The organism is Luteimonas yindakuii, from assembly GCF_004803715.2.
In the GTDB taxonomy this organism is placed as follows: domain Bacteria; phylum Pseudomonadota; class Gammaproteobacteria; order Xanthomonadales; family Xanthomonadaceae; genus Luteimonas; species Luteimonas yindakuii.
In genome coordinates this window covers 523,081-547,706 of the sequence record NZ_CP039383.2, presented here as the reverse complement: position 1 = coordinate 547,706, position 24,626 = coordinate 523,081, and the positions used below count along the sequence as shown (strand labels likewise).

Annotated in this window: 20 protein-coding genes and 1 pseudogene; 12 read left to right on the top strand and 9 right to left on the bottom strand. The window is 62.3% G+C overall.

Annotated elements, in window-relative coordinates:
* Window positions 1-336: 336 nt before the first annotated feature.
* On the top strand, window positions 337-1,914 hold the full coding sequence (locus E5843_RS02470; RefSeq protein ID WP_166815850.1) for a KTSC domain-containing protein: 1,578 nt from the start codon (window positions 337-339) through the stop codon (window positions 1,912-1,914).
* A 268-nt stretch (window positions 1,915-2,182) separates the two neighbouring features.
* Here E5843_RS02470 and E5843_RS02465 read toward each other — a convergent pair whose 3' ends face one another.
* Window positions 2,183-2,953 carry a hypothetical protein gene (locus tag E5843_RS02465; RefSeq protein WP_141065634.1) on the bottom strand — a complete coding sequence of 257 codons (771 nt, stop codon included), beginning with the start codon at window positions 2,951-2,953 and terminating at the stop codon, window positions 2,183-2,185.
* Between the two features lie 123 nt (window positions 2,954-3,076).
* Between E5843_RS02465 and E5843_RS14555 the strand changes: the two genes are divergently transcribed.
* The 3 genes from E5843_RS14555 (at window position 3,077) to E5843_RS02450 (ending at window position 5,818) form a co-directional block, all read left to right on the top strand.
* Entirely contained in the window at window positions 3,077-3,445 is a 369-nt protein-coding gene (locus E5843_RS14555) for an MbcA/ParS/Xre antitoxin family protein (RefSeq protein WP_136411714.1), read from the top strand.
* 546 nt (window positions 3,446-3,991) lie between these two features.
* A complete protein-coding gene (locus tag E5843_RS14520; RefSeq protein ID WP_341867485.1) occupies window positions 3,992-4,558 on the top strand; it encodes an SOS response-associated peptidase family protein in 567 nt (188 codons plus the stop codon).
* A 648-nt stretch (window positions 4,559-5,206) separates the two neighbouring features.
* Window positions 5,207-5,818 (top strand): hypothetical protein, encoded by a 612-nt coding sequence (locus tag E5843_RS02450; protein ID WP_136411712.1) that lies wholly within the window; start codon window positions 5,207-5,209, stop codon window positions 5,816-5,818.
* Here the strand turns inward: E5843_RS02450 and E5843_RS02445 are convergent.
* Window positions 5,815-10,962, bottom strand: a complete 5,148-nt coding sequence (locus E5843_RS02445; RefSeq protein WP_141065633.1) for a hypothetical protein — start codon at window positions 10,960-10,962, stop codon at window positions 5,815-5,817. The two genes, E5843_RS02450 and E5843_RS02445, sit on opposite strands and share 4 nt — an antisense overlap.
* A gap of 174 nt (window positions 10,963-11,136) precedes the next feature.
* On the opposite strand from E5843_RS02445, the gene E5843_RS02440 reads away from it, so the two are divergent.
* From E5843_RS02440 to E5843_RS02425, 5 genes and pseudogenes are all read left to right on the top strand, one after another.
* Window positions 11,137-12,852 carry a tyrosine-type recombinase/integrase gene (locus E5843_RS02440; protein WP_341867484.1) on the top strand — a complete coding sequence of 572 codons (1,716 nt, stop codon included), beginning with the start codon at window positions 11,137-11,139 and terminating at the stop codon, window positions 12,850-12,852.
* 13 nt (window positions 12,853-12,865) lie between these two features.
* Entirely contained in the window at window positions 12,866-13,273 is a 408-nt protein-coding gene (locus tag E5843_RS02435) for a very short patch repair endonuclease (RefSeq protein WP_136411707.1), read from the top strand.
* Window positions 13,236-13,466 (top strand): annotated as a pseudogene (locus E5843_RS14320) (DNA cytosine methyltransferase); the annotation flags it as partial. The gene E5843_RS02435 and the pseudogene E5843_RS14320, both read left to right, overlap by 38 nt.
* 37 nt (window positions 13,467-13,503) lie before the next feature.
* The gene (locus E5843_RS02430; RefSeq protein ID WP_244240817.1) at window positions 13,504-14,559 is read left to right on the top strand and encodes a DNA cytosine methyltransferase; all 1,056 of its coding nucleotides are present in this window, start codon (window positions 13,504-13,506) and stop codon (window positions 14,557-14,559) included.
* Window positions 14,546-15,331 (top strand): endonuclease, encoded by a 786-nt coding sequence (locus E5843_RS02425; protein WP_136411706.1) that lies wholly within the window; start codon window positions 14,546-14,548, stop codon window positions 15,329-15,331. Before E5843_RS02430 ends, E5843_RS02425 begins: the two co-directional genes overlap by 14 nt.
* Window positions 15,332-16,056: 725 nt before the next feature.
* On the opposite strand, the gene E5843_RS02420 is transcribed toward E5843_RS02425, so the two are convergent.
* Together E5843_RS02420 and E5843_RS02415 are read right to left on the bottom strand one after the other, a co-directional pair.
* Window positions 16,057-17,394 carry a hypothetical protein gene (locus E5843_RS02420; protein WP_166815846.1) on the bottom strand — a complete coding sequence of 446 codons (1,338 nt, stop codon included), beginning with the start codon at window positions 17,392-17,394 and terminating at the stop codon, window positions 16,057-16,059.
* Between the two features lie 105 nt (window positions 17,395-17,499).
* Window positions 17,500-18,219, bottom strand: coding sequence for a recombinase family protein (locus tag E5843_RS02415; protein WP_136411704.1), 720 nt, complete (start codon window positions 18,217-18,219; stop codon window positions 17,500-17,502).
* A 195-nt stretch (window positions 18,220-18,414) separates the two neighbouring features.
* Between E5843_RS02415 and E5843_RS02410 the strand changes: the two genes are divergently transcribed.
* Window positions 18,415-19,050 carry a hypothetical protein gene (locus tag E5843_RS02410; protein ID WP_141065630.1) on the top strand — a complete coding sequence of 212 codons (636 nt, stop codon included), beginning with the start codon at window positions 18,415-18,417 and terminating at the stop codon, window positions 19,048-19,050.
* Between the two features lie 157 nt (window positions 19,051-19,207).
* On the opposite strand, the gene E5843_RS02405 is transcribed toward E5843_RS02410, so the two are convergent.
* Both E5843_RS02405 and E5843_RS02400 read right to left on the bottom strand, forming a co-directional pair.
* On the bottom strand, window positions 19,208-20,371 hold the full coding sequence (locus E5843_RS02405; RefSeq protein WP_136411702.1) for a hypothetical protein: 1,164 nt from the start codon (window positions 20,369-20,371) through the stop codon (window positions 19,208-19,210).
* A gap of 751 nt (window positions 20,372-21,122) precedes the next feature.
* Complete coding sequence (locus E5843_RS02400) at window positions 21,123-21,341, bottom strand: amidohydrolase (RefSeq protein WP_141065628.1); 219 nt, start codon at window positions 21,339-21,341, stop codon at window positions 21,123-21,125.
* 55 nt (window positions 21,342-21,396) lie between these two features.
* Here E5843_RS02400 and E5843_RS02395 point away from each other — a divergent pair, with 55 nt between their 5' ends.
* Both E5843_RS02395 and E5843_RS02390 read left to right on the top strand, forming a co-directional pair.
* Complete coding sequence (locus tag E5843_RS02395; RefSeq protein WP_136411700.1) at window positions 21,397-21,645, top strand: hypothetical protein; 249 nt, start codon at window positions 21,397-21,399, stop codon at window positions 21,643-21,645.
* Window positions 21,646-21,709: 64 nt separating this feature from the next.
* Complete coding sequence (locus tag E5843_RS02390; RefSeq protein WP_136411699.1) at window positions 21,710-21,982, top strand: DUF6522 family protein; 273 nt, start codon at window positions 21,710-21,712, stop codon at window positions 21,980-21,982.
* A 335-nt stretch (window positions 21,983-22,317) separates the two neighbouring features.
* Here E5843_RS02390 and E5843_RS02380 read toward each other — a convergent pair whose 3' ends face one another.
* From E5843_RS02380 to E5843_RS02370, 3 genes are all read right to left on the bottom strand, one after another.
* Window positions 22,318-22,572: a hypothetical protein gene (locus E5843_RS02380; RefSeq protein WP_134675009.1), complete on the bottom strand. Its 255-nt coding sequence runs from the start codon at window positions 22,570-22,572 to the stop codon at window positions 22,318-22,320.
* 101 nt (window positions 22,573-22,673) lie between these two features.
* Window positions 22,674-23,432, bottom strand: coding sequence for an ABC transporter ATP-binding protein (locus tag E5843_RS02375; RefSeq protein WP_141065626.1), 759 nt, complete (start codon window positions 23,430-23,432; stop codon window positions 22,674-22,676).
* The gene (locus E5843_RS02370) at window positions 23,425-24,624 is read right to left on the bottom strand and encodes an ABC transporter permease (protein ID WP_136411698.1); all 1,200 of its coding nucleotides are present in this window, start codon (window positions 24,622-24,624) and stop codon (window positions 23,425-23,427) included. Before E5843_RS02370 ends, E5843_RS02375 begins: the two co-directional genes overlap by 8 nt.
* Window positions 24,625-24,626: the final 2 nt, after the last annotated feature.

The following is a 24,626-nucleotide window of genomic DNA, read 5'->3' as shown; positions in this document are numbered from 1 at the left end:
GCGGCGCATTAACCTCGCGATCCTGCCCTGTCTGGGCACGGCCTTCCTGTTCTAGATTTCGTACCGCGACGTACGGGCGCGAGCAGATGCTGCCGCGGGCAGTTACAGCGACTGGAAGACCAAGGGATTCTTGAAAGCCTCCTGTGTGGTTTCATTGCCATCATGGGCGGCGTGGCCGCACTGAGGGTGGACCTGCCGATGCCCAACTGGATGAGCTCCATCGCTGCCGGGCTTTCTGGGCGGGGAGTGTCAGGGAAATCCCTACTTCCGGGGTGCGATGATTCGATCGGGGCACCGCCCATTCGTAGATCCATCTGATATTTACCAGGGGAAATCATGGACGCTGAAGCAAGACGCAAGGCACGGGACCGCCGGATGGCTCATATCAACCCGGACAACGTTCCGGCACCCGCAACCCCAACGCGTGCCCAAGCCGCTCGAGAAAGGCGGTTTACAGAGAAACACGGGGCTGCCCATGTTGATCTCAACCATGTCGTGGCACCTGTTATCGCAACGGGTATCGAGCTCACGCAGATCAACAAGTTCCATACAAAGGGTGGGACCGGATTCGCTGCAGAAGAGGCAAACATCCTCGCCGATAGGATGAGGGGTCGCACCGTTGAAGCGGTCGGGACATCCAACACCCTCAACGGTCCGGATCGGATCGTGGACGGCGTTGCCGTTCAGACCAAGTATTACGATTCCGCGACACGCACGATGGAGTCGGCGTTCAACAGCGAAGGCGTCTACCGCTACAACGGCCAACGTCTTGAAGTCCCGGCCGATCAATACGACACGTGCCTGGAGCGCATGCGCGCGAAGATCGCAGCCGGAAAGGTTCCAGGCGTCACAGACCCCGCCCAGGCGGAGGAGATCGTCAAGAAAGGCAGCGTCAGCTATGCCCAGGCACGCAACATTGCTCGTGCCGGCACCATTGACGGGCTCATCTTCGACGCAAAGACCCATGCCGTGGGTGCAGGGTTAGCCGTGGGTCTCTCTTTCGCGATCCATTACGCGCAGCTGAAGTGGAACGGTGTAGAAACTGAGGCTGCGCTCAAGGAGGCGACATTCAACGGTCTCGGTTCTGGAACGCTTGCGTTCACTGCCGGTATCGCGACCTCACAGGTGCTGCGCACAAAGGCTGCGGCAGTCGGCGTCGTGCTCGCCAGGGATGCCGTCAAGTCTGTCCAATCGACGCAGTTCGGTAAGGTGATCATCGAAAAGATCGCTGCTGCCAGCCTTGGCAAGAGTGTGTATGGCGCAGCGGCACGTAATCACGTCGCTAAGCTGATGCGTAGCAACGTCGTCACCTCTGTGGTGGTCACCGCGGTCATGACGACACCGGACCTCTACCGGGCTAGTTTTGCCAAGAGCATGTCTTGGAAACAGCTTGGAAAGAACCTTGCGGTCAACTCCACGAGTGTTGTTGGCGGCACAGGTGGCTGGATTGCCGGAGCAGCCGCGGGTGCAGCTGTTGGGTCGGCGGTCCCGTTGATTGGCACCGCAGTCGGTGGCGTGGTCGGCGGCATCGTTGGATCCCTTACGGGTGGAACCATCGGCGCCGTCGCCTCGAAGAAGGCGATGGACCTCGTCGTCGACGACGATTCCGTGAAGCTCATGCCATTGATTCAGGAAGAAATTTCTCAGCTCGCCTACGAGTACATGCTCAGCGCGGAAGAGATGGGCGAACTGGTTGACCACGTGAGCAAGAACGTTCGCACCGGATTCCTGCGCGACCTGTATGCGGCGACGGATCGATCTTCATTCATCCGATCAGCGTTTGAACCGAAGTGCGAAGAGATGGCTCGCGCCCGTTCGCAGATCCGACTGCCTGACGCATCCGCGATCGACGTCGCTGTCGCGGACATCCTGCACGACGTTCTCGACGGGTCGCTCGAGGCTTCTCCGGTCTGATGGCCCTCTTGCCGGGGTGCCGTGCGCCCCGGCTGAACTCCGTCAGTGCCTCAGGGCGTCCCAGCGTGGACATCGCGTACGCCAGCTGACGACAGCGCCTGCCGCGAACATCTGGGCAACGGCGGGCCTATTAGCTCCGAGCAACTACGGAGCTGCCTCCATGTCAAAACTCGACCCCGCAGCCTCTGCTGGGCCGGGGATCTCCGCGACGATCTCATGCAAGCCGCCAGGGCCGCGCAGGACAGATCTGCTACTAACGCTGCCCTAACTAGTGACCAACTTCCGAATCCGCCTTCATCGTCGCGAAGTAGTAAGCCACGCCCATAGCGTCAACATCTGGATGCTCGCGCGCGTAGGGCTCAAGAAGACCGATCGCTCGTGTGTCCCCGCGATCAAACGCCGCCAACATGGCGCCTGTCACGTACTCCGGCTTCGGAGGTCCGCTCGAGAACAAGCGCGCATCCAAGTACGGGATAAATGCACTGTTCGATCGCCCTTTGATCTTTCCGAGCTCGAATGAAGCTTGTGCAGCGAGCGCGTTCGCTTCCTCTCCGGCAATGCCGTCCTGAGTCGTGGTTTTGCGCTGCGCTTCATCAATCAGGCGATCGATGTAGATCAATTTGGCCGTCAGGTCACCCCTCTCTGCGCCCGACTTCAACTCTTCGACGGCCAAGCGCCGGGCAGTTAGAAAGTCATCCGGCAATGGAATGCCGATCCTTTTCAGCAACTCGCGCTCTTCGACGCTCTTATAGGCAAGCGCTCCGAAGTAGTTGGTGTTCTTTTCGCTCAGGTGCCGCGCTTCTTCTTGCGGTAATGCCGCAAGCTGCTCTCGCCAAGACGTTGCGGTGGAGGTTCCCGTGCGGACAGACTGCTGGGCAAGGGATTGCGAACCCAAGCCAGCACTATGTGCTAAGCCATCTCGGCGCACTTCCTCGCGGTCAGATTCTTTCGCGACACCGGGACTTGGAGACGGTGTGGAGTCGAAGCTGCAGGCAGTCAAGACGGAAAATCCAAGAAGAAACGCAAGTGGCCGGATCATTCGAAAATTTCTCCTTACGTCGCGTTCGGACAAGGTGATGTCTCGGCCACAGAACAAGCGTAACTGCTAGGCCCCGCGTTCTTCATGCCGACGGCCCCATGATATGCAGAAGACCACGCAGACATGTCGCGTGCCGCGTGTTGCGAGCAGCCAAGTACGCGTGCTAAAGCAAGCTGCCGACCGGGGCCAGCACCATCAGGCCAGAACAAGCAGCCAACTGCTAACGGATATCGCTCCACAATAAGAGGTAGCCACCGCATGCATCCGACGTTCGAACAGAGCTTTGCCGAACTCTTGAAGAACTTGGAAAGTCGGCAGGGGGCGGAAGGATGGCCTGCAGGATTTGACCCTGAGACGTGGCTGCGGGGTTGGGTCGAACGTCCACAGAGTGCGCTGGGCTGGCAGCGGCCCTGCGATCTGATGTCCACGGAGGAGGGATATGAGTCTGTGCGACGCGTTTTCGGGGCGATCTGGAGCGGCGCGTATGTGTAGGAGCTCCTAGACTCGAGCCTCCTACCAACCTGCGCCCACGAAGTCCGTGCGTCATCATCCGCCCTCGAGCGAGTGCACTACGGCGCTTGCACGCTGAACGGGACGAGTCCGCAGCCTTCATCTCGGCGCGCCCACCTAGGGGTTGGGGCTCATGCCGTGGGCACCAGGCCAGGGTTACTCTCCACCCATGTGCTATTCCGCCCAGGTCCGCGCCGAGTTCTCCAAGTTCCGCCGCGAGACCGGTGCGGATATGGATCTCGATTCGTATATCCGCATCTACTGGTGGCAGGAAGGCAAGGAGCCCCGCCGCGAGAAGGTGCCGCGGGCCGCTGAGCGCGACATCCTTCAACACGGGCCAGCCGAGCTGGCAGAGATGATCCGGCGCTGGGATGCGTGGGAGACCGAGGAACTCACGCAGAAGCTCTTCGAGCAGCGCCGCCGCGTGGCTGACGCGGAGCGCGCCCTGCTGGTGAAGGAAACGAAGAAGGCACGCGAGAACGTTGCGCATCGGGAACAACCTGGCCGCTGCGGCACAGCAGCGCCTGGATGTACTCAAAGGCAAGCCAAGCCCGATCGACCACCGCGTATTCCCTGGCGGCTATGGCCCGGTGCTCGTGTCGGAGGGCGGCCGCCGCGTCGTCAAGCTCATGCGCTACCGGTGCCGCCCCGCCGGCAAAGCCGTCCTTCTACGACACGAAGTACCCGGGCACCTACAACGCCAGGCGCGACAACCTCGAAGGCTACTGGCGCGGCCAGTTCGGCCAGAACCACGGGCTCATGATCGCTGACCGCTTCTACGAACACGTCAAGGTCGACGGGGTGAACACGATTCTTGAGTTCGAGCCGCGGACCTGCGAGCCGATGCTGGTCCCGTGCCTGTGGTCGAGCTGGTCGGACCCCAAGGGCGTCGAGCCCGACCTGCTGTCCTTCGCCGCGATCACGGATGACCCGGAGCCCGAGGTGGCGGCCACCGGCCATGACCGCACTCCGATCAACATGAAGCCCGAGCACGTCGAAGCCTGGTTGAACCCGGACCCATCGAACCTCGAGGCGCTTTACGCGATGTTCGACGACAAGCGGCATCCTTATTACGAGTACCGGGAAGCCGCATGACCTGCGATCCCAACACCCCCGGCTAGCCCCGGGCAGAGATCGACCGCCTGCTGGCGGTTCGAGGAACGCTTGCCCGCGCTGCTCGACGACGTCGAGGAATGGCAGCTGGCCGAGACCTTCGCCGGCGAGGCAGGCCACATCCTCTGCATGTCTCGAGACGAGGACCACGAGGAAGTGTGCGAGCGCCTTGCAAGCCTCGGCCGAACGGCATGGCGTAGGCCAGCCTGTGGAGTGACCAGCATCGCCACTGCCACCGCGGCGCCTGTTCGGTGGATGTGTTCGGCGGCGATGCGTGTCCGCCTCGGTTGAGGGTCTGGACCGTAGGTCGCCGGCTCCCCGCGATACGAGTCCGCACGACACTTGCATGTGGCCATGTTCGAGGCTCTCTGAGCTGCCTCGAAGGCGCGACGGATCTGAAGATGCGTCTCTGACGTTTTTCGCAACCGCTGCATACGGAGCTTAGGTTGCGCGCGTTCTTAGGCCCTACGTCGTGCGACGGTGGAGCAACCTCACCGTAGCCATCGTCGACAGATGCCTCTAGATAGCACTTCATTTTTTCACCTCCCATGTGCAGCACCATCCCCGGGGTCAGGGGAGCCAAGGCCGATCCCTCAGGAGGACATCAAGGCGATCGAACGGTTTCCACATGTGACCAAGGCGATCAGCGACGCCTTCGGGGAGGACGCGATTTCAAGATTCCTGAAGGCGGATGGGGCTTATGCGTATGTGGACGTCACGGGAACGGAGTCGCTGCTTCTGGAGGGTTTCGACATTCCTGCCATGCTTTTGCTGACGGCTAGGGAACTCGAGGAAAACGCGGGCAAAGAGTCTCCGCTGCCCATCGTGCAGGCCGTGACACACCACGGTTTCGCTCGTCTCCTCGAAGCCTTCGCCTCGAAAAACCCGAAGCCGCACCTGCCGCCCACCTACACCGACGCTACCGGTACCCACCCCGTGCCGGTCCTTTCACCGCAGATGTTCTCCGAGCCGAAGAGACACATCTCGCGAAGTCGAACAGGCACGTTTCCCGTAAAGGGTGCGTACTACCACCCCCGGAAAGGCTATGTCGCCAAGCTGACCGCCGACCTGCTTGATGTGCGAATGACGGAGGACGTGCAGCGCGAGGTGATCGAGCACCCGATCTCAGCCTTCGCCAAGGACGCGGTATGGTTCGAAGGGACTTTGGCGTTGGAAGAAGATGGTGTCTGGTCGACTCAGCCAGGCGGCAGGATTACCCATCAGCCTGAGCTCGTCAGTTAGGGCCGCTCGGCACTCAGCGCTCGGTACAGCCAATACATGGCCAGCACCCACCGGAACGCGTTCGTATGGGCGCTTCTCTGGTCGGTCGAGGATTCGCTCGCCTCCAGAACTTGTAGACCCGACGCAGTGCCGACTCGTAGCCGCACCCCCGTCGAAGCCACCAGATCGTGAGCCGCCCGTAGCTCTTCAGGCGTTCGAAGCATCAGCACAACGCCCTCACCGCAAATACGGTGGACATAGCCCTGCTCGACCCACGCGTCGACGAGCACATCAAGCCAAGCGGTGGCAGTCGTATCCATGAGCGCAAACAGCTTGTCCGTTTCCTGAAGGCGACGCGCGGGAGGCATTACGGCCCGACTCTGTTGCACACCGTCGATGTGCCATGGAGCAGATCCGATCCGCCGAAGAAGATCCAAAGCTGCCCGGTCCAGGATGTCAGCCTGCAGGTCCGAGATTCCGGTATGGGCCATCGCGGCAAGGGGTTCGCGGTCACGTTGTCGGGCGCGCGCATAGGCATCCAGATGTGCCGGCCGCAGGACTTTTTGCCTGTACAGCATGGGGGGTTCGGTGATGCATTCGATGGGCCGCGCTGCGATACCAGAGCCCAACCGGTCCAGCACCTCTTTCATCCTTCCCGCCTCACCGCGATGCCGGTTGCGGTGCCACGCCTGGTCGAGCGTATTCCCAGGCAACCCCGTCGCGCGGATGATTGCCCCCCGGTCCAGCTGTCCTGCTGTACGCAAGTACGTCGTCACCGGCACGCTCGCATCATGGATGTAGCTGCCCAGCGTCGTTCGCACGTCGACGTGACCAGACTCTCGTAGGGCGCGATAGACGGATCTCGGCACATGACCTTCGGACAAGGCCGATCGCATCCGGGCCGTGATTCGCCTCTTGCGAAGCCAGTACACACGCGCCCTTTCGTCGTCGGTTACCCATTTGAGGAGCTGGCCAATTCTGTCCGTCATGAACGCCCGTGCGAACCGCCTACCCGACCCCACGGATTCTGCAAAAACGGGGTACCTCCACCAGGAGTCTCCCGCCAAAGCCCTTTCCCGATCCAGCCACTCCCGAACCTGCTCCCGGTTGGACGCCCAGAGATCACCTTCAAGACGGACAAAGCCCACTGATGCCGCTGTCTTGGCCTCCCCGTACTCGCCTGACCGGTGGATGTGCAGGAAATCCGCCCCTGGGCCAGTGAGGTGGATATCTCCCAACACCAGGCCGTGGATCGAAGAGGGCCTCGCACCCGACGCTTCAAGAAGGATGGTGGCCACCACACGAAGCGCGCACGCCCTGACATCCTGTGGTCCGGCATCCAAACGAGCGCGCTCCCGCTCCAGATCGTCCCTAAGTTCACCCAGCGTCCTCTCCAGCTCAACATCCGAGTAAGCGCCCGGTGCAGGCCAGCGCACCCTTGGACCGCAGACCGTTCGTAAAGGCTCGAAATCCACCTCCGCAACGTGATGCAGGGACACAAGGTGGCGATGGAACTTGCCCAGCTCCTCGAGCACATCCGGCCGGGTTGCCTGGGGCTTGCCGAGCAGTACCGCCAGATATGCGGATTGGATCTCGGAGCCATCGAGCGATAGCAACGATCTGGAACCCAGGACGTCGAGAAGCAACCGTCCGAAGCGCGTGACCTCCTTATGCAGGGTTCCTTGGCTCAGGTTCGACACACGTTGGCCGCCATGGCGCAACCTGTGGATCGAGTATTCGACCAGAAGCCTCAGATTCGGACCTGTCTCCTCCTGCTTCGCGAGCCGGTCCAGCTCCGATCGCAGCCGCCTGCGCCAACCATGCTTACCATCACTCTTCCCACCTCCCCGCGCCCGCGAAACTTCGGCGTTGAGGGCCGAGGTGAACTTGGCGTAGGAGCCCGCGCCTGTTCGCGATTGGGTCCCGAGCTTGCGTGATGATGGCTCCCGGACGGCGATCACACCGCCGTCAGCCAAGTGCTGTCGCGTTCGCAACGGCCAACGATCATCGATCGCCACGCTACGAGTGGTGCCGACGCACGCGAGCGTGTGCCCCTCCATGACCAGCCGCTCAGGGCCGGACAGCTCCAGGCGTCCTGCCATCTGCAGCGTGGCGACTACACGCTCAATTCCTTCGTCCGCTTCTCCCAAAGGCGCTACGTCGGAAAATCGACCGTGAAACCACTCTGAGATCTGTTGTGACGTGAGGGCCTTAGCAGTTGGAGCGTCGACCTTGCGTCTTGCGAGCAATGCCGCATCTATCCCGCCCAACACCATAGGCACCTCCCTTCGATCCTGTCTGGCAGGTACGCGGAGCCACATCTGGTTGCTGGCGCTTCGGACCGGGTTCGTACTTGAATGCACCGCCGCGGCCGCGGCCTCCAGGGTACGAAAAGGACTGCGGGCAATCACTGACAGCTGTGTGGCAGCAGCCTTGTCGCGAACTCCATTTGCCGCAATGAGTTCCTCGAGCCGCCCACGTATCGCCTCGGCGTGTCGGATGGCCAGGCCCATGCCGGGCAGGAAGGGGGAAAGCTGCGCGGTAGTGCCCAGATGGCGGCGAGGCGGCTCTGGCCCTGACACCAAGCCACCCTTGATTGCTTTCGATACGACCTCGTGAATCAGGTATTCCGCGGCCAATGCCTCGAGCGCCCATCCCGGCTCACGATCCCCCTGACGTGTCCCCTCCCTTACAAGCAGGTAATGCTCCATCGAGAGCGCTACACGCTCTCCAGAAGGGCGGGCCGGTGCCAAGGAGATTGACCGGGTTTCAACATCCAGCCTCAGCGCCGGCAGAAATTTCTCAATGGCCGCCGCGAGACGTGGCAGCACCTGCGCTTCGACTTCCCTTCTGCGAGCCTTGAATTCTTCCCGAACGCCGCGGACGTGGCGGTCATGCTCTGCTTCGTAGCGACGGAGCTCGACCATCCAGTCCTTCAAAGGTCGGTTGGGAACCCCGTGCCACGACCACGTGGGAATCCTCTGTCGATCAGCGAACCAGCCGTCCTCCATGAGGATCTTGTCAATGGTGCTCCCGAGCCGTTCGCCTAGCAGCTCTGCGGACAAAGGCGACAGGTCAGCCAGCGCATAGGATGGCGTCACTACCCAGCCAAGCTGAGCGTGCCTCAACTCCCAGTCCACGCCCTCCTCGATCAGGCGCTGGCACAACCTATGGCGGTAGTAGTTGGGAACCGCGTCCAGCGGATTCGGCATCGTTTGGAGCAGCTCGCGCATGCTCAGCGGATCGACGCCATCTGACGTATTGGGCAACGAGAACAATGGCTGCTCGCTCATGAGCACTGCCCGCGCCCAGCTCGAAGTGCCTGGGTCCGGATCCCGACTCAAATCGATCAACTTATCGAGATACCCCCTGAGTTCGGCGGTCCATCGCCATCCGGTGGCGGCAACCCTCGTCCTCCGCAGCACATCTACAAGCTTGTCTTCTAGGATGACCAGCCCGAGCTCCGGAACGACCGAGTCGAGGTGGAGTTCACCGATGCTGCGTCCAGGGCGCAGGCCCGTCGCAGCACAAAGGCTCGCCGCGAGGTGGTTCCTGCTTGCGACAAGGGCGTCCCTCTGCCGGTCCTTCCTGCGTGCAGCCGAGTACGCCTCTTGCCTCAGAAGCTTCGGCCACTCGCGTGCGCAGTGGTCCTTCAGAACGACCCGCGAACCGATGTAGCTGTCCCCCTTAGGCACCAGAGGTGCCGGCTCGCCAAACCAAGCCGTTAGAAGCGATGACAGCGTCTGGGCCAAGACGCTCTCCGGTACCGCGGTGTAGTAGGCGGGGCCGAGCGACGTTGAGAAGCTGTCCCGCAACGCCAACTGGGCGACCTCAGGACCATGACGGTCCGCCAAGTGCGCTGCGATGACCAGCCTGAAGCGACTCGCCCCGAACTGGGCGCCAGGTAGAAGTTCCGCGACCGACTCTCTCAGGCGGTACCTCACTCCGTACCTTGCGAAAGGCAACACTGGGGCACCCGCCTCTGGTCCAGCACTCCCCGCCAGCTTTTTGAGCGCGTCGTGCAGTGATAGCGGCAATGGCCAGTCAAAGCGATCTGCCGTTGGCTTCAGGTGCGGTACCAGCCCGGGAGGCGGCTCCACCGCGTTTGGGGGCCGGCGCACGCGAAGGGACAGCATCGGCCTGTCCACCAGCAGCACGACATCCGTGCTGTCATCGAAGACCCCCCAGTCCAGCCTCCCCAGCTCCACCTCCCGCAACCCGGATGCGATCTGGAGGCCCAAGGCGAGGTAGGGCTCCGCACGCTCACGTGCGCCGCTTGAGATCGACGCGATGCCGACTTCCAGTGACCTTCTAGCGACCTGCTGAATGAGGGCTTCGGGGACCAGCTGGTCAGGATGCAGCGCTAGCGGTGTCTCACCTGAACGCCTAAGCAGTCCGTGGGAGCTCGCCAGAAGGTGAGTAGCACGCGTCCCGGCTCCCGAGAATGCGGGGCCAACGATCTCATTTATAGCCAGCTCAACCTGATCATCGGCCTGCGCGCCGTCTCCCCACAACGGCAGATCAGGGCTATCCAAATCGATCGGAAGCGCCACGGGGGGCCCCATCGCCAGCCGTAGCCGAGTGGGGTCCGCCATCGTCCATCGCTCTATACGATGGCGAAGCCAGCTGCTCCAGAGCTGATTGAACGTCTTATGTATTCCACTGTCCTGACCTACCTGCTCATCCACAAGCCTCATCAGGTCAGACACCGTGAGCGCGCCTGCAATCAGGCTGCGAAGGTCGGCATTGGGTTTCTCGATCGCCGCTCTGACGATCCGAGCGAGGCTGTTGATGCGACTACGTTGGCCGGGGTCTCGACCTTCTGGCCCCGAGGCGAGGTTCGCCAACACCCCGGTCAAGATCGTCAGCGCGGGACCGGGCTGCTGGTTCATCCACTCAACGATTGCCGCAGCTACTGGAACGTCCCGCTTGGCATCGGGCGAAAGCGTCAATCCGGCGCGTCTCACCACCCCTGTCTCGCTCATGGGGAGATGATGGATACGAAGATTGTTGAGGATGACCAGGTCTAGCGCTGGCAAGGAGGCCGCCAATTCCTGCAACCCTGCCCGCAGCGCGGCTTCTACGGCGGACTCGTATTCCTTCGGGTCGAGCTGCCACTCGTTTTGGGGGCTTTGATGCTCAACAATGTCCGCGGCGGCCGGCATGGGGCCAGAGTAGTGCTAGGGTCATCGCCGGCGCAACGTCCGTGCCGACCTTCTTATGCCTCAAGCTACTTAGCGTCCGTACGCCGCATCATAGCCGCGACTAGCGGCCGATCATCATAAGAACGTGATACCTGACATTTCTTCTTAAAAATCAACTATTTAGTGCTGCAATGAGTGACTTATCTGACTACTAACTCTTGCGGCGCATGTAGATTGACGCCGCTCAATGTATTTCAGCGCCCTAGGCCTCATAATCGACTTGCAAGCGTTTCCGACGTTCCTAGCGCCGCGCTACAGGGAACGCTACAGGAAGTGCTACAGCGACGCGGCAACACTTACACTTCTAGAATGATCGTGCCGGCTGCCCTTCAGAGCCTGCTGGGCAGGGTCGAGATCACCCGCAGCCTGCGTACGGGCGACCGTCGGGAAGCGGCCCGCCGCCTCGCACTGTGGGAGACCCACATCCGCACCTATCTGGCGCTCGTCCGCCAGCGCAAGACCAAGATGACGCAGGACGAACTGGACCAACTGACGCGTCGCTACACGCAAGCGACCTTCGATGAAATCGAGAACCGGCTTGCCCTGGAGGGGTGGGACGAGCCAGGGCTTGACGTTCATCGCTGGGACCTTGCCGACGAAGCCGAACGACTTGCGGCGGCACTCGCTCATGCCGATTACAGCATCGGAATCCCATGGGCGCATCGGATGCTTCCCGACGCCGCGCCGGAAACGCTGCGGAAGCTCGGGCGACGCCTGATCGAGGCTAAGCTGGAAGCCCTCAAGGCGGAGCTGAGGGCGCTCAGCGGCGAGCCCCTGCGCATGCCCCCTCCGGCCCTCGAGCGCGACTGGGAGGCCCCTCAGGCCCCTCTCAAGCCGACTCCGACCCTCTCAGAGGTAGTGACCAGTTACGCTGAAGAACGCGTCGCCAGGAAAGCTTGGAGTGCCCGAACCGAGGCTCAGTTCCGCGAGATTTACGCAGTCGTCGTGAGCCTGATAGGCGACCGGCCAATTGGTGCGATTGAGAAAAGCGACCTGCGCGCCCTCGGTCTCTCCCTCACGAGATTTCCATCGAACGCCAAGAAGTCGTTCCCCGGGCTTACCCCGGTGGAAGCGCTCGCGCGAGCGAGTGAGGACGAAGCAGTCCCTCGACTCTCCGCAGCCAGCGTGAACATGTACCAGCAGGCAGTACGCAGCCTGTTCAAATGGGCCACTGAGCACGACCTGATTGCACAGAGCCCTGCGACAGTCCTCAGGGACCTAAAGACTGGGCGGGCAAAAGATGACCGCAAGCCATTCACAGATGAGGACTTGCGGGCGTACTTCATGGCCTTGGAACGGAGCAAGGTGGAACCGTTCATGTACTGGATTCCGCGGATTCTTGCGTACACCGGCTGCCGCCTTGGGGAAGCAGCGCAGCTGCAGAAGCGGGACGTGCGAGAAGAGCACGGAGTCTGGTTCTTCGACATCAACGAAGACGCGCCCGGGAAGCAGCTCAAGACAGACTCGAGCGCGCGGCAAGTCCCCGTCCATCGTCGGCTGATCGAACTGGGACTGCTCGAGTTCGTCGCTGGTACAGAAGCTCCAGACGGCTACCTGTGGCCCGCCGACATGCGTTCAACGCCTCGTACAGACCGGAGCCCAATCGACAAGCTTCAGAAGCGGCTGGCTCATCGCATGCGACGTGCAGGGATCGACGACCCGAAGAAGACCGCTGCCCACAGCTTCAGACACACGGTCGCTGCCCGGCTTGCCGCTGCCGGCGCTCACGAAACCGACATCGCTTGGATCTTGGGGCACGAACAAGTATCGATCACCAGCAAGCGATACGGGGATCGCCCAGCGGTCGCCAGTCTTCAACCGGTGATCAACCTCCTCGACCTGCCAGTTTAGGCGCTCCGCACCCATGGACCGCTTGACACCTGAACGCCGCAGCTGGCTCATGAGTCAGGTCGGGTCTAAGGACACCGCGCCTGAAATGGTGGTTCGACGCATGGTGTTCGCAATGGGCTATCGATACCGGCTCCATGGCCCCAAGTTGCCGGGAAAGCCTGACCTGGTGTTCGGATCGAGGCGCAAGGTGCTCTTCGTCCATGGCTGCTTCTGGCACGGCCACGAAGACTGTAGGCTGTCTCGCACCCCGAAGAGCAACTCCGGGTTTTGGCGAGACAAAGCAGTCTCAAACCGTGCGAGGGATCTGCGTAACCTGAAGGACCTAGCCGAACTCGGCTGGGGCGCCCTCACGGTGTGGCAGTGCGAATTGAAAGATAGAGAACATGTCGCCGAAAGAATCAAAGCGTTTCTCGAAGAGTGAAGAGCCGACTCCGCGCCCTATCGCAATTGATCTGTTCTCAGGGGCAGGCGGGCTGTCATTGGGCTTTGAGCAGGCTGGGTTCGATGTCGCGGCAGCGGTCGAGATAGATCCCATTCATTGCGCAGTTCACGAGTACAACTTCCCTTACTCTCATGCACTCTGCGCTAGCGTTGCCGACTTGACCGGCGCCTCCATACGAGAGCGGGCGCACATCGGCGACCGGGATGTGGATGTCGTCGTGGGTGGCGCGCCCCTGCCAAGGCTTCTCTTTGATCGGCAAGCGGGCTCTGGACGACCCGCGAAATCAGCTCGTGTTCCACTTCGTCCGGATCATCTCCGAGCTCAAACCGAAGTATTTCGTGTTCGAGAACGTCAAGGGCCTTACTCTGGGCAAGCACCGGCAGTTCCTGACGGAAATCATCGAGGCCCTGAAAGCCTGCGGCTACAACGTCGTCGAAGACTATCGCGTCCTCAACGCTGCGGATTACGGCGTCCCTCAGGACCGTCGGCGCCTCTTCCTCATGGGCTCCCGAGCCGATCAGCGGGTACCCTTTTATCCAACACCGACGTACCGCACAACGGTTGGCGAGGCGTTGGCCGACCTCCCGAACGCAGACAAATTTCCCGCGTTGCAGCACTCGGACTCGGTGCGCACAAGGTTTACGACCAAGTCCAAGTATGCGCAGATGCTTCGCGGACAGGCCGAGGATGCCAATGATTTCGGCTATCGTCGGGAGTACGACCCGGGTGTACTGACGGCAAGCCGGACTACCGTGCACACTGCTCTGTCAATCGAGCGCTTCGCTGCCACGGAAGCCGGGAAGACCGAGCCGATCAGTCGCTTTCGGAAGCTCGACGCTGCTGGACTTTGCAACACGCTGCGAGCTGGGACGGACAGTGCTCGAGGAGCGTTTACTTCGCCACGTCCGATACATCCGACCCATCCCCGGGTGATCACGGTTCGCGAAGCCGCGCGCCTGCACTCCTATCCGGACTGGTTTCGTTTTCACGTGACAAAGTGGCATGGCTTCCGACAGATCGGAAACTCTGTCCCGCCCCTACTAGGCCGCGCGGTCGGCTCTGAAATTGCGCGCGCGCTGGGGTACGCACCCACAAAGCCCGGAAGGGTGATCGAGATGGGCGACGAAACGTTGTTGAGCTTCGACATGAGCGGCGCAGCGGCCTACTTCGGAGTTCCGCATACGGTGATCGCTCAGCGAACGCGCAGGTCTTCCGAAAGCGTCAAGGTTCCAACTGATAAGGAAATCGCTCATGTCCACGGTTAAGCCCAGGAGTCGCTACGTCGAGATCATCGAGCGAATCTTCTTGGCGCGCTGGAAGCCTGGAGATACCTCGGTGCCATTCACGCGCCCGGATATCGAGCAGGTTGCCGCCGACCTAAAGTTGGTCTTGCCAAAGAACATCGGCGACCTTCTGTATTCCTTCCGATTCCGCGCAGCACTGCCACAGGCCGTTCTGGACACCGCAGATCCCGGCAAGGAGTGGGTGATCGAGATGAAAGGCAGGTCGCTCTACGAGTTCCGGCTCGTTCCTCTTAACCGTATCGTCCCGAACGAGACCTACGAGACCATCAAGATCCCAGACGCAACTCCCGAGGTCATCCGCCAGTACACCCAAACCGATGAGCAAGCGCTGCTCGCGATAGTCCGCTACAACCGCTTGATCGACATCTTCTTGAGCCTGACCACGTACTCCCTCCAGAACCATCTACGCACGACGGTCGCCAACCGCGGACAGATCGAAATCGACGAGCTCTACGTGGGGATTGACCGCGAAGGCAGACACTTCGTGATCCCCGTCCAAGCTAAGGGAGGGAACGATCAGTTGAGCGTCGTCCAGACAAAGCAGGACGTTGAATGCTGTGCTGAGAAGTACCCCGGCCTGATTTGCCTGCCGATCTCAGTACAGTTCATGGCGGATGACCGCATCGCAATGTTCCTCCTCAAGCTTGAGGGCGACTCAATACTTGTTCGAGAGGAACGCCATTATCAGCTCGTACCGGGAACTGAAATCGACCCCCGGGATTGGCGGCCTTAGCGGAGGAAGCGAGGGGTTTCTTCCGAAGCGGCAAGCTCGCTAATGAGATGGCTCATCGGCGCCCCTGCTCGTGCCAAGGCCATACCGACATGGCGCAGCGAGCGACCCTTGCTCGGCGGATACTTGTGCAGCTCGGTCACTTCGACCCTTCCGCCGCTTTCAGTCTTCCATCGTTTGTGCGATCCCCCCGCCATCCGGTGAAGCACCTTTGCTGCTTGGACCAAGCGGTACTCGATCCGGCGTTCTGGTTGGAGGTCGTGCAGGTGCCGGAGCGATACTGCGATCCAGACAGCGAGCACACGCGCTGGGCAGACTCGCCTTGCACTGAGTCGCCCCCAGACGTACTTGGCACGATCAGCAGGGGACTTCCCGACCAATCTGAAGGCCTCTTCGGGCCGCCCGGCGCGCCAGTACAGGTGCCGTATGCGCTCCAAAGCCTCCGCGACCTCAGGGCGCCCGAGGTTCGCCTGTAGCCACATTAGAGCGAAGCTACGGTAGGGAGCGAGCTCCGCTGCCGCGTAGCTCCTCTTGGAGTAGCTTCCGTGCCGTCGGTAATGCTCCACATGTCTCCGGCAGTAGTTCTTGTTGAGCCCTTGGCGCCGTTCGGCCATCGTCGCTTGGTCGCATCCCACAACCAGGCACGATGGATAGGCGATTTCTGGGTGCGCTACCCGGGCTCGAATTTCTTGACGACGGCTCGGCGATGAGAACGTGCGCCCCATTGCTTACGCCCCCCTCTTAAGGGGAAGCCTAGACATCCCCTCTAGATAGCTCTTCTCCACTACCACCCTAGCCTCCAGAGAGCTTCTCTCGACCTCTACTCTCCCCTCGGCACCCGCAATGGCCCTGAAGGACTGCTCAAGGACCTCTTTAGCGAGCCCCTCGTGTCCCCGACCTACGAGGAGACAGTCATGGATGGGAAGCGCTACTACCCTCTTTGCCTTCAATTCCAACAGAGCCCGGACGATCACCCGACTCTCCGTGTTCATGAACCGCAGCGCGCTCGCAGTGCCGAATAGAGGAGCCAAGGGCGAGTGGTGAGCGCAGATGGCTTGGTACACATGGCTGAATTTGACTGTTGCCGGGAAGTGGGCACGAGTACCCCGGGGCATCCGGCTGGGTAGCCCATCGGAGGCCAACAGCGCGTTGATCACCTTCTTGAGCCCCGTGCGGTGCGCCGCGTACCCAGGGATCGCGTAGAGGTCCCCTTCGGGAACAGGCGCGCGAACCTCCCCATACGCTAGGTGCAGCGCCATCTGAGCGAAGTCCAGCGACACGACAGGCTCTCCGCCCACGAGGATTCCCGTCAGACGTTTCTCTTCGGACATCCCTTGCCAAAAACCGTGGAAGAGTCGACCGCCGAGGTCTAGCGAACCGTTGTTGAAGACGCGCCGGAGGTACCGCTGACCGGTGTCGACGCCGTCCGAAACGGGGCAAAAGAGGTACTCGATGTCCGCTCCTGCCAGCCAGCCGTTGATCTCGTCCATCTCCCTCTGTAACTCGCGGACCAGCGGTGTGTCAGGAAGCGCGAGCCGGTGCTTCTTCCCACCAACCTTCCGCGAGTTGAGGATCAGAGGATCGCCGAGGAGCATGTGGTCACGACCAATGTCGCCAATCTCGACCTCGAGCTCCTCCACGCGACTCGAGAGCCACGGGCCAGCGAAAAGCGTCGACCTGCGGCTCCCCAAGGCTGTCTTGTAGCCCACCTCTAGATCAGCCACTCCCACCCGCTCGTGGGACACAGCCCGCACCGTGTCGGCGAACTTCTCAGTCATGAAGGGGACTTGGCGCTTCGTCCTGGCAAGTGCGCCTTTGGACAGTGGGACGGCAATCCGCTGCCTTGGACTGAAGAGCATCCCGTGCACGAGATCCGACACGAGCGCTCCGACGCTGGCCTCGTGGATGCGTTGGTCCGCCTCGCGCCGCCTGCGCCGCCGACTCGATACTTGCTCAATGCGGTCGAGAGCTTCGCTGACGAGTTGCCGCATGGGGGCGCCGGCAGGCGTCTTTGAGGGGTCAAAAAGACGGTCGCTCGTGGGCGTTGAAGCGTCTGGCTGCTGCATGGCTCTAAAACTAGACCACCCGCACCGTGTCGCTGGCGGAAGATGGGAGAGGGGGAGAATCGGTGCGCCGAGCGCACGGCTGGCGACAACATTCTCGCCGTTGGATCAGCCCGCTGGAAGCGGTGCGGCGGAGGCCTTCGGATCTGCAGAGGCCTTCGAGAGGCGCGCCAATAGGTTGGAGACCGACGACTTGTGCCACATTGCCCCGCGAGGCGTGAGGATGGCTTGGTCGTTCAAGGCCCGCGCGATGGCTCCCAAGCTCGTGACGTCCTGCTCAAATAGCCCTTCGATCACTTTCCTCAACTCCTCCGCATGCGCCTGAGCCGACACCTGCAAGGCCCGTACCGCGGCGTGATTGCCCTTCGCGGCACGCCGTAGCGGCTCGGCTCCGTTGGGATTGCCTAGGCGCTGGCCGCGCGCCTTGGCCGCGGCGAGTGCTTCCTTGGTGCGCTTCGAGATCGCCTCGCGCTCCTGTTCGGCAACCAACGCCATGATGCCTACCGTCAATTCGTTAGCGTCCGGCATGTCCGCGGCAACGAACTTGACCCCGCTATCCCTGAGCGCCAAGAGAAACGCCGCATTTCGAGACAGGCGGTCGAGCTTGGCAATGACCAAAATGCTTCCCGTGATCTTGGCCAGGTGCAAAGCCCGCGCCAGCTCCGGTCGCGCATCGAGGCGACCGCTTTCGACCTCGATGAAGGTCTGCAGCACGAGAGCACCCCGTTGTGAGGCGAACCTCTCAATGGCAACGCGCTGCGCCTCGAGACCCAGCCCGCTTCGCCCCTGCTGGGTCGTGGACACGCGCAAATAGGAAACGATCTTCATTGGTACAGATTCGCCTAACGTTCGTTAGTCCATTTTGTACCTAGCGCGGCCCGATGTCTAGACCAGGGATCAATGAAGTCCTAGGGTGTCGTCACACGTAGGAACGGAACGCGGAGAGACTGCCTCAGCGGGCTTTCTGCTCGGCCCCTTTCAACTAGCGCTAACTACAAGTCAAACATGCGAATTAGCCGAGAGATGATCATCGCGGGAGTTCCTGCGGTGCAGCTGCGAAATGCATTCAGGAGCTACGGAGACTACAGCTGGACGCTCGAGAGCTTGTGCCATGAGCTCGGAGTGAGCGCCCAACGTGCAGGAACGATCAAGGACGAGCTAGCCTCGGAAGGGTTCATCCAGTTCCACTTCGAGCAGAGTGGTGAGGCGTACTACACCACGACAATCAAGGGCGCGGCGCTAGCTATGGCATCTGCCGCCAAGCCGATTACACGAAAGACGGCCGACAGGCTGGTGCGTGAAATCGCCCACCGCGCTGCTCTCTTGAACGAAGCGCCGTGCTACGTGCACCACGTCACGAAGCTTCACGTCTTCGGGAGCTACTTGGGCGAAGCCCCTGATCTAGGAGACGTAGACATTGCCGTCGAGCTGTCTCGGAAGTGCGAGGGCGACCAGTTCACCGAAGCCTGCTTGAGGTACGCAGATCGAGCCGAGGCCGACGGGCGCCGATTCCCCAACTTCCTGGCCCGTCTGACTAGCTCTGAAACCGATCTGTTCAAGCTACTCCGCGGCTCTTCCCGCTCGATCAGTCTTCATCACGCCGCTGAACTGCAGGCCTTGGAAGTGCTCGATACCAAAGTCATCTACCAATATCCGTGACCCCCCATGGGGGGGATTCGCAGCAAGGTGTGTTGATCAAGGTGCCGAGAATTTTTTCACCCGAACGGCGACACTTTGGAAGGACCTGTCTCGAGCTTTGAGTCGCAGAAACCTCCTTCAGATGCTCAGCGCGCACGCTGGAATCCTTCGAAAGGCTTCACTCCGGCGAAGCCAGCTCCTCTGAGTTCAGCTCTACTGCGGCCCGAAGGCGGTAGGTCTCTTCGGGCTCGTTAGAGGGTCGGAGCGTTCTCGTCACTTCCACGATCACTGCGTAGCGCGCTTGCTCGCCCACAGTGATCGTCCGATTACTCCTGCGCACATCGTCATCGACGTCGCCCTTGAAGCGTCGCTCTGACTCCTCGTCAGAGAACTCGAACCGAGCTTCCACCGAGCTGTATGTGAGAAAGTATCCCTCTGCGTTGACGACGTATTCTTCAACGTGCCTTGCCTCGAGCAGTGCGCCCAAGATTCGCGACGCTCGCTCTGGCCCCAAGAACACCGGACGATCCGTGAGCGGGCCCGACGTCATGATTTCCAACTCATGGCGCTGAAGGATAGAAAGCAACTCTTTGTACCGGCTCAGCACCCTTGGCCCGGTCCGGCGCAGCGCCTCGGACATGCGAAGTGCATCGCCCTCCACCGCGACCAACTGAGAGAACTCTTCCGAGACCTCCTCAAAAAGCCCCCGGTCGCGAGGTTCCACATGAATACGTAGAGATCCAGCGTACGCTTCCACGAAAGAAAGCGTCGCTTGGCTTTGGATGCTGTTTGCGTATCTCCCACGCGCCGCCATTTCCCCTGATGCTGCAAGAGTAATCCACAGGCGCTGAAAGACGTCGATGGCTTGCGACAGTGCCTTGAATGGGATGCCCGGGGAAGACCGGCTTCGCTGCTCGAAGGCGATCTCCTGCTTAGTTGAACTTGGGAACAGGCGAGCAAGAATTTGACGCGAGCCCGTCGGCAGGAATGCATGGGCTTTAGGTAGCGCTCGATCCTCCAGATCCTCGCCATTTACCGTCCAACCACGCACGGGGCTATCGTCATGATCGTAGTCAATGACAAGCACTTCAGGTTTCAGAAAGCTTTCGCGAGTTCTCTGCACTCCCCCTGCCAAAGCGCGAAGTTCGAGGGGCGTCACCGGGGCAAAGACCCAGCGAGTGAGCGAGTCATCTGCGTCAGCGGCGACTCCCAAGTGATGAGCACCGTCTAACTCAGCGAGCACGATCTGTGGGCCGTTGTACTCGGCGAGAACCTCAATCGCTCGGAGATTGAAGCCCTGTCCGAAACTCTGCTGACCGAGCGCAGGCCACTGGCGATTCATGGCAGTACCTGGAATAGAGTTGTTCCCTGCTGAAGTGCAGCGGCGCGCAGCCATACAGAATGGTGACCCTTATTCTTCCCCGTCTGCTTTATCTTCCCGTGCGCAGGCGATAGAGAAGCTACCGAGATCAGATGGTCACCTAGCAAGGGACTGTTCTCACGAAGCTGCGCAATGTAGTCAAGTGTGATGCCGCAGGACAAACTGGCGCGCTGGCACTCATCAAAGTTCCGAAACCTATCCTTTTGTGCGGCGCAGAGGAGATCAGCTTCGGTGGGCGGATCGCTCGCTACGAGCAGATAGACATTGCCTGCAACATCTGCAGCGTCTACTGGAGGGCAGCACGAAGGGAAATGTTCAGGCCATTCCGATACCGGTGGCCCACCAATAGACTGATTCGTCATCCTTAACTGACTTCCCGATCCGTAATTGTTCATGTCGACGGTAGAGTCACCGAAAGCGAGCCGTCGTGCAAATGCCCCGCTGCTGCTGGACAGTTTGCCGCACTCCCCGCCCCAGCTGTGCAGCCTTAAGGGTAGGCGGAGCCGCCTGCCGGCCTACGTAGGGTGCTACAACAAGAGCCCCCTGACTGCTACAGTTCGCTGTCCGCGGCAAGGCGGGACTCGGAACGCCGGCATAGTTCAGGGCGGTTTTGAGGGGACTTCGAGTCCACCCATAGCCACCATCGGCAGAACCCCGCAGAACGCGGGGTTTTTTGTTGCCTGCCCAGTTCTCGCGCCTGCCCCACGGGTCATCAGCAGGATCGAGGCGATCGCCACGGGCGGCCGATGCGCAGCAGTTCCACTGCGCCGGTCACGACAATGTTGCGCGAGACCTCGTAACCCGGCTCCTCGATGTAGTTGGCGGCAATGCCGGCGGTGCGGTGATCCTGCATCGACAGTTCGGTGTCGCGATGCAGATCCTGTGGGATCTGGGTGGCACCCGTCCCACGACTGCTCTTGCCGGTCAGCATAGTCTTCACCAGGGACGACCCAAGATCATCGGCCTCGCGACGAGACGGTATCCGCATGGCCAACGTCACCCCTCGCACCACCCCGCCCGGATCGGGCATCGCTCGGACTCACAGCGCCGCTGTCCGTGCACGGCTGGGACCGGCCTCGCTGAAGGCGCGGGTACGCATCTCCACTGTGGGCCTGCTTGCGGTCACTGGTCTGGTGACCAGCACCCTGCTCTCGGTTGCGGCGCTGGTCGCGGTGTCGACCCGGAAGCTGCCGCCCGGCGCGATGCCGGCGTCGATGAAACGCAGTCGCTGGTGACCAGGGCGCCCCTGCCTGACCTGTATCAAGGCAGCGCGCCGCACGCGGATGGATCATCGATGGCATGAAGGCCATCGCACTCCAGCTTGCCGGTGCCGACACGTCGCCGGCCAGCATCGAGATCGACGGTGCGCAGGCGGCCGTGAATCTCGGCCTGGAGGTGTCGGCCTTCCGCCAACTCATGCACGACGGCAAGGTCTCCGTGCTGTGCGAACGCGGCACTGGCGAGGATGCCGGTCTGTGGCGCGCGACGTTCTACTACGAAGGAAGGCGTTTCCGTGCCGTGGTGGATGGCCACGGGCACATCCTGCATGCCACCGGATCAGCCTCGCCGTAGCGGGATCGCGAGTTGCAACGTCGTTGGGCTCATCCGACAAGATCTCCCGTCGACCAGCTTGATCGTGCGGTCGCAGGTTCCGGACAGGCGTGGGTCGTGCGTGACCACCAGCACGGCGCAGCCGTATCGCTCGTTGAAGCCGCACAGCAGTTCGAAGACACCCGCGGCCGACCTGGTGTCGAGGTTGCCGGTGGGTTCGTCGACCAGCAGCAGCGCGCGGGGCGGGTGACCACGGCGCGGGCGATGGCTACGCGTTGCTGCCTGGAGTCAACTGAGCCAGGTTCACTTCCGCAGCTGCGGGCTACACCCGAGCAGGCGCCGCGCCGGAATTCGGCTTACGTGCGGTAGGCCTTGGCGTCCGCGTCCTTCTGCGCCAGTTCCCTGATCTTGAGCTCACGCTGGTGCTCGGCCTTGCGCAGCGCCTCGCGCGCCTCGCTGATCACTTCCTGCGCCAGGTTGTGACTGGTGTGGTGCTGCTTCATGTCGATGGCCGACAGCAGGCGTTCCTGCGCCTTCTCGATTGCCTTGTCGAAGCGGTAGAGGGGCGCGTTGGTGTTCCGGGTCAACGGTGGGTCATAACTCTTCTTCATGCGCGGCCCTCGTCATCAGGGCGGAACGATAGCCGGCCTGCCTTGGCGCCGCACGCGCGTTGCCGCAGATAACGCTGGCGGCTCCACTTCGAACACGGACCTCAGCTGCGGCGGTCCTGCGATTCCGCGGTAGGCGCCCCACCCCCCCGCAGGCGCCCGTCCCGTCGCTCGTCCGACACGATCTTTCCATCCACCAGGTTGATGGTGCGGTCGCAGGTGTCCGACAGGCGCGGGTCGTGGGTGACCACCAGCACCGCGCAGCCGTACTGTTCGTTGAAGCGGCGCAGCAGCCCGAACACATCCGCGGCCGTCTTCGTGTCGAGGTTGCCGGTGGGTTCGTCGGCCAGCAGCAGCGCCGGACGCGTGACCAGTGCGCGGGCAATCGCCACCCTTTGCTGCTGGCCGCCGGAGAGCTGGTCGGGGCGGCGGTGGGTGAACTTCTCCAGGCCCACGTCGGCCAGCAGGCCGCGGGCCGTGTCGGTGATTCCGCGGTCCGGGCGGCCGTTGGCGACCATCCACGGCATCAGCACGTTCTCCAGCGCAGTGAACGCGGTGATGAGGTGGTGGAACTGGAACACGAAGCCGATGTGGCGGCCGCGCAGCGCGGTGCGCGCGGTGTCGTCCATCGCGCGGGTGGCCTCGCCCTGCAGGTACAGCTCGCCGTCGGTGGGCGAATCCAGCAGGCCGACCAGGTTGAGCAGCGTGCTCTTGCCCGAGCCCGACGGGCCCACCAGCGCGGCGAAATCGGCGCTGTCCACGCGCAGGTCGATGCCGTGCAGCACTTCGACCTCGTTGGGTTTGCCGATGTTGTAGGACTTGCGCAGGCCTTCGAGCCGCAGCACCTCCGTCGGGTCAGCCACGGATCGCCTCCACCGGGTCGAGGCGCGAGGCGCGCCAGGCCGGGGTGAGCGCCGCACCCATGCCGGCCAGCGTGGCCAGCGCCATGGCCGCGGGCACCAGTGCCGCCGGCACCGGGATGAAGAACAGGCCCGGACCAAAATTGTTGAACGAGGCCACCAGCCCCCAGCCGGCCAGCGCGCCCAGCGCCGAGCCCGCCAGGCCCAGCACCGCGCCCTGCACCAGGAATACCAGCAGCATCTGGCCGCGGCGCGTGCCCATCGCGCGCAGGATGCCGATCTCGCGCGTGCGCTGGGCCACGCTGACCGCGAGCACGCTGGCGATGCCGAGCGCGACCGAGATCGCGACGAAGACACTGATCATCCGCGTGGACATGCTTTGCGAGGTCAGCGCGTTCATCAGCTGTGCGTTGCTCTCCATCCAGCTCTCCGCCTGCAGGCCGGTCAGACCGCGCACGCGCGCGGCCACCTGGTTGGCGCCGAACAGGTCATCCACGGTCATGTCGATCACGGTCACGCCGCCGGGCAGCGCCAGCAGCGACTGCGCCTGCTTGAGGTCGAGGTAGACATAGCGCGCGTCGAGCTCGCGCACGCCGAGTTCGAAGATGCCGGCCACGTTGACGATGGCCTCGCGACCGTCGCCGGCATCGAGGCGCAGCTTGCCGCCGAGGCGCAGGCCGAGATCCTCCGCCAGCTGGCGGCCGATGACCGCGTTGCCCGAGCCCACTTCGAGCCGGCCCTCGAGCATGTTCTCGTCGAGCGGAATGACCTGCAGATAGCGGTCCAGATCCACACCGACCAGCGCCACCGATTGCACCGCTTCGCCGCGACGCCCGAACGCCGGCCCCGACACCAGCGGCGACACCGCGGCCACGCCCGGCAGCCGGTCGAGCACGTCCTGCACCTGCAGCCAGTTGTCGATCGGCCGCAGCGCCTGTGGGCGCGGGTCCTCCAGCACCAGCTGCAGCACGCCGGCAGACGCGCCCGCGATGCGGTTGGCCTCGCGCGGCGCTTCCACGCGCACATGCGCCTGGGTGCCGAGCGTGCGGTCGATGAGGTTGTCCTGCAGGCCGGCGATCAGCGCGGTCACGAACACGATCACCGCGACGCCCACCGCGATGCCGACGAGGATCAGCAGCGTCTGCGCGCGGCCCTGGCGCAGGAAGCGCATCGCGATGGTGGATTCGATCCACATGG

Coding starts and splice junctions, on each gene's coding strand:
- E5843_RS02470 (WP_166815850.1), top strand. CDS start 337: ATGGACGCTGAAGCAAGACGCAAGGCACGGGACCGCCGGATGGCTCAT.
- E5843_RS02465 (WP_141065634.1), bottom strand. CDS start 2,953: ATGATCCGGCCACTTGCGTTTCTTCTTGGATTTTCCGTCTTGACTGCC.
- E5843_RS14555 (WP_136411714.1), top strand. CDS start 3,077: ATGTCGCGTGCCGCGTGTTGCGAGCAGCCAAGTACGCGTGCTAAAGCA.
- E5843_RS14520 (WP_341867485.1), top strand. CDS start 3,992: ATGTACTCAAAGGCAAGCCAAGCCCGATCGACCACCGCGTATTCCCTG.
- E5843_RS02445 (WP_141065633.1), bottom strand. CDS start 10,962: ATGCCGGCCGCCGCGGACATTGTTGAGCATCAAAGCCCCCAAAACGAG.
- E5843_RS02435 (WP_136411707.1), top strand. CDS start 12,866: ATGGACCGCTTGACACCTGAACGCCGCAGCTGGCTCATGAGTCAGGTC.
- E5843_RS02430 (WP_244240817.1), top strand. CDS start 13,504: ATGTCGTCGTGGGTGGCGCGCCCCTGCCAAGGCTTCTCTTTGATCGGC.
- E5843_RS02425 (WP_136411706.1), top strand. CDS start 14,546: ATGTCCACGGTTAAGCCCAGGAGTCGCTACGTCGAGATCATCGAGCGA.
- E5843_RS02420 (WP_166815846.1), bottom strand. CDS start 17,394: ATGCAGCAGCCAGACGCTTCAACGCCCACGAGCGACCGTCTTTTTGAC.
- E5843_RS02415 (WP_136411704.1), bottom strand. CDS start 18,219: ATGAAGATCGTTTCCTATTTGCGCGTGTCCACGACCCAGCAGGGGCGA.
- E5843_RS02410 (WP_141065630.1), top strand. CDS start 18,415: ATGATCATCGCGGGAGTTCCTGCGGTGCAGCTGCGAAATGCATTCAGG.
- E5843_RS02405 (WP_136411702.1), bottom strand. CDS start 20,371: ATGAATCGCCAGTGGCCTGCGCTCGGTCAGCAGAGTTTCGGACAGGGC.
- E5843_RS02400 (WP_141065628.1), bottom strand. CDS start 21,341: ATGCTGACCGGCAAGAGCAGTCGTGGGACGGGTGCCACCCAGATCCCA.
- E5843_RS02395 (WP_136411700.1), top strand. CDS start 21,397: ATGGCCAACGTCACCCCTCGCACCACCCCGCCCGGATCGGGCATCGCT.
- E5843_RS02390 (WP_136411699.1), top strand. CDS start 21,710: ATGAAGGCCATCGCACTCCAGCTTGCCGGTGCCGACACGTCGCCGGCC.
- E5843_RS02380 (WP_134675009.1), bottom strand. CDS start 22,572: ATGAAGAAGAGTTATGACCCACCGTTGACCCGGAACACCAACGCGCCC.
- E5843_RS02370 (WP_136411698.1), bottom strand. CDS start 24,624: ATGTGGATCGAATCCACCATCGCGATGCGCTTCCTGCGCCAGGGCCGC.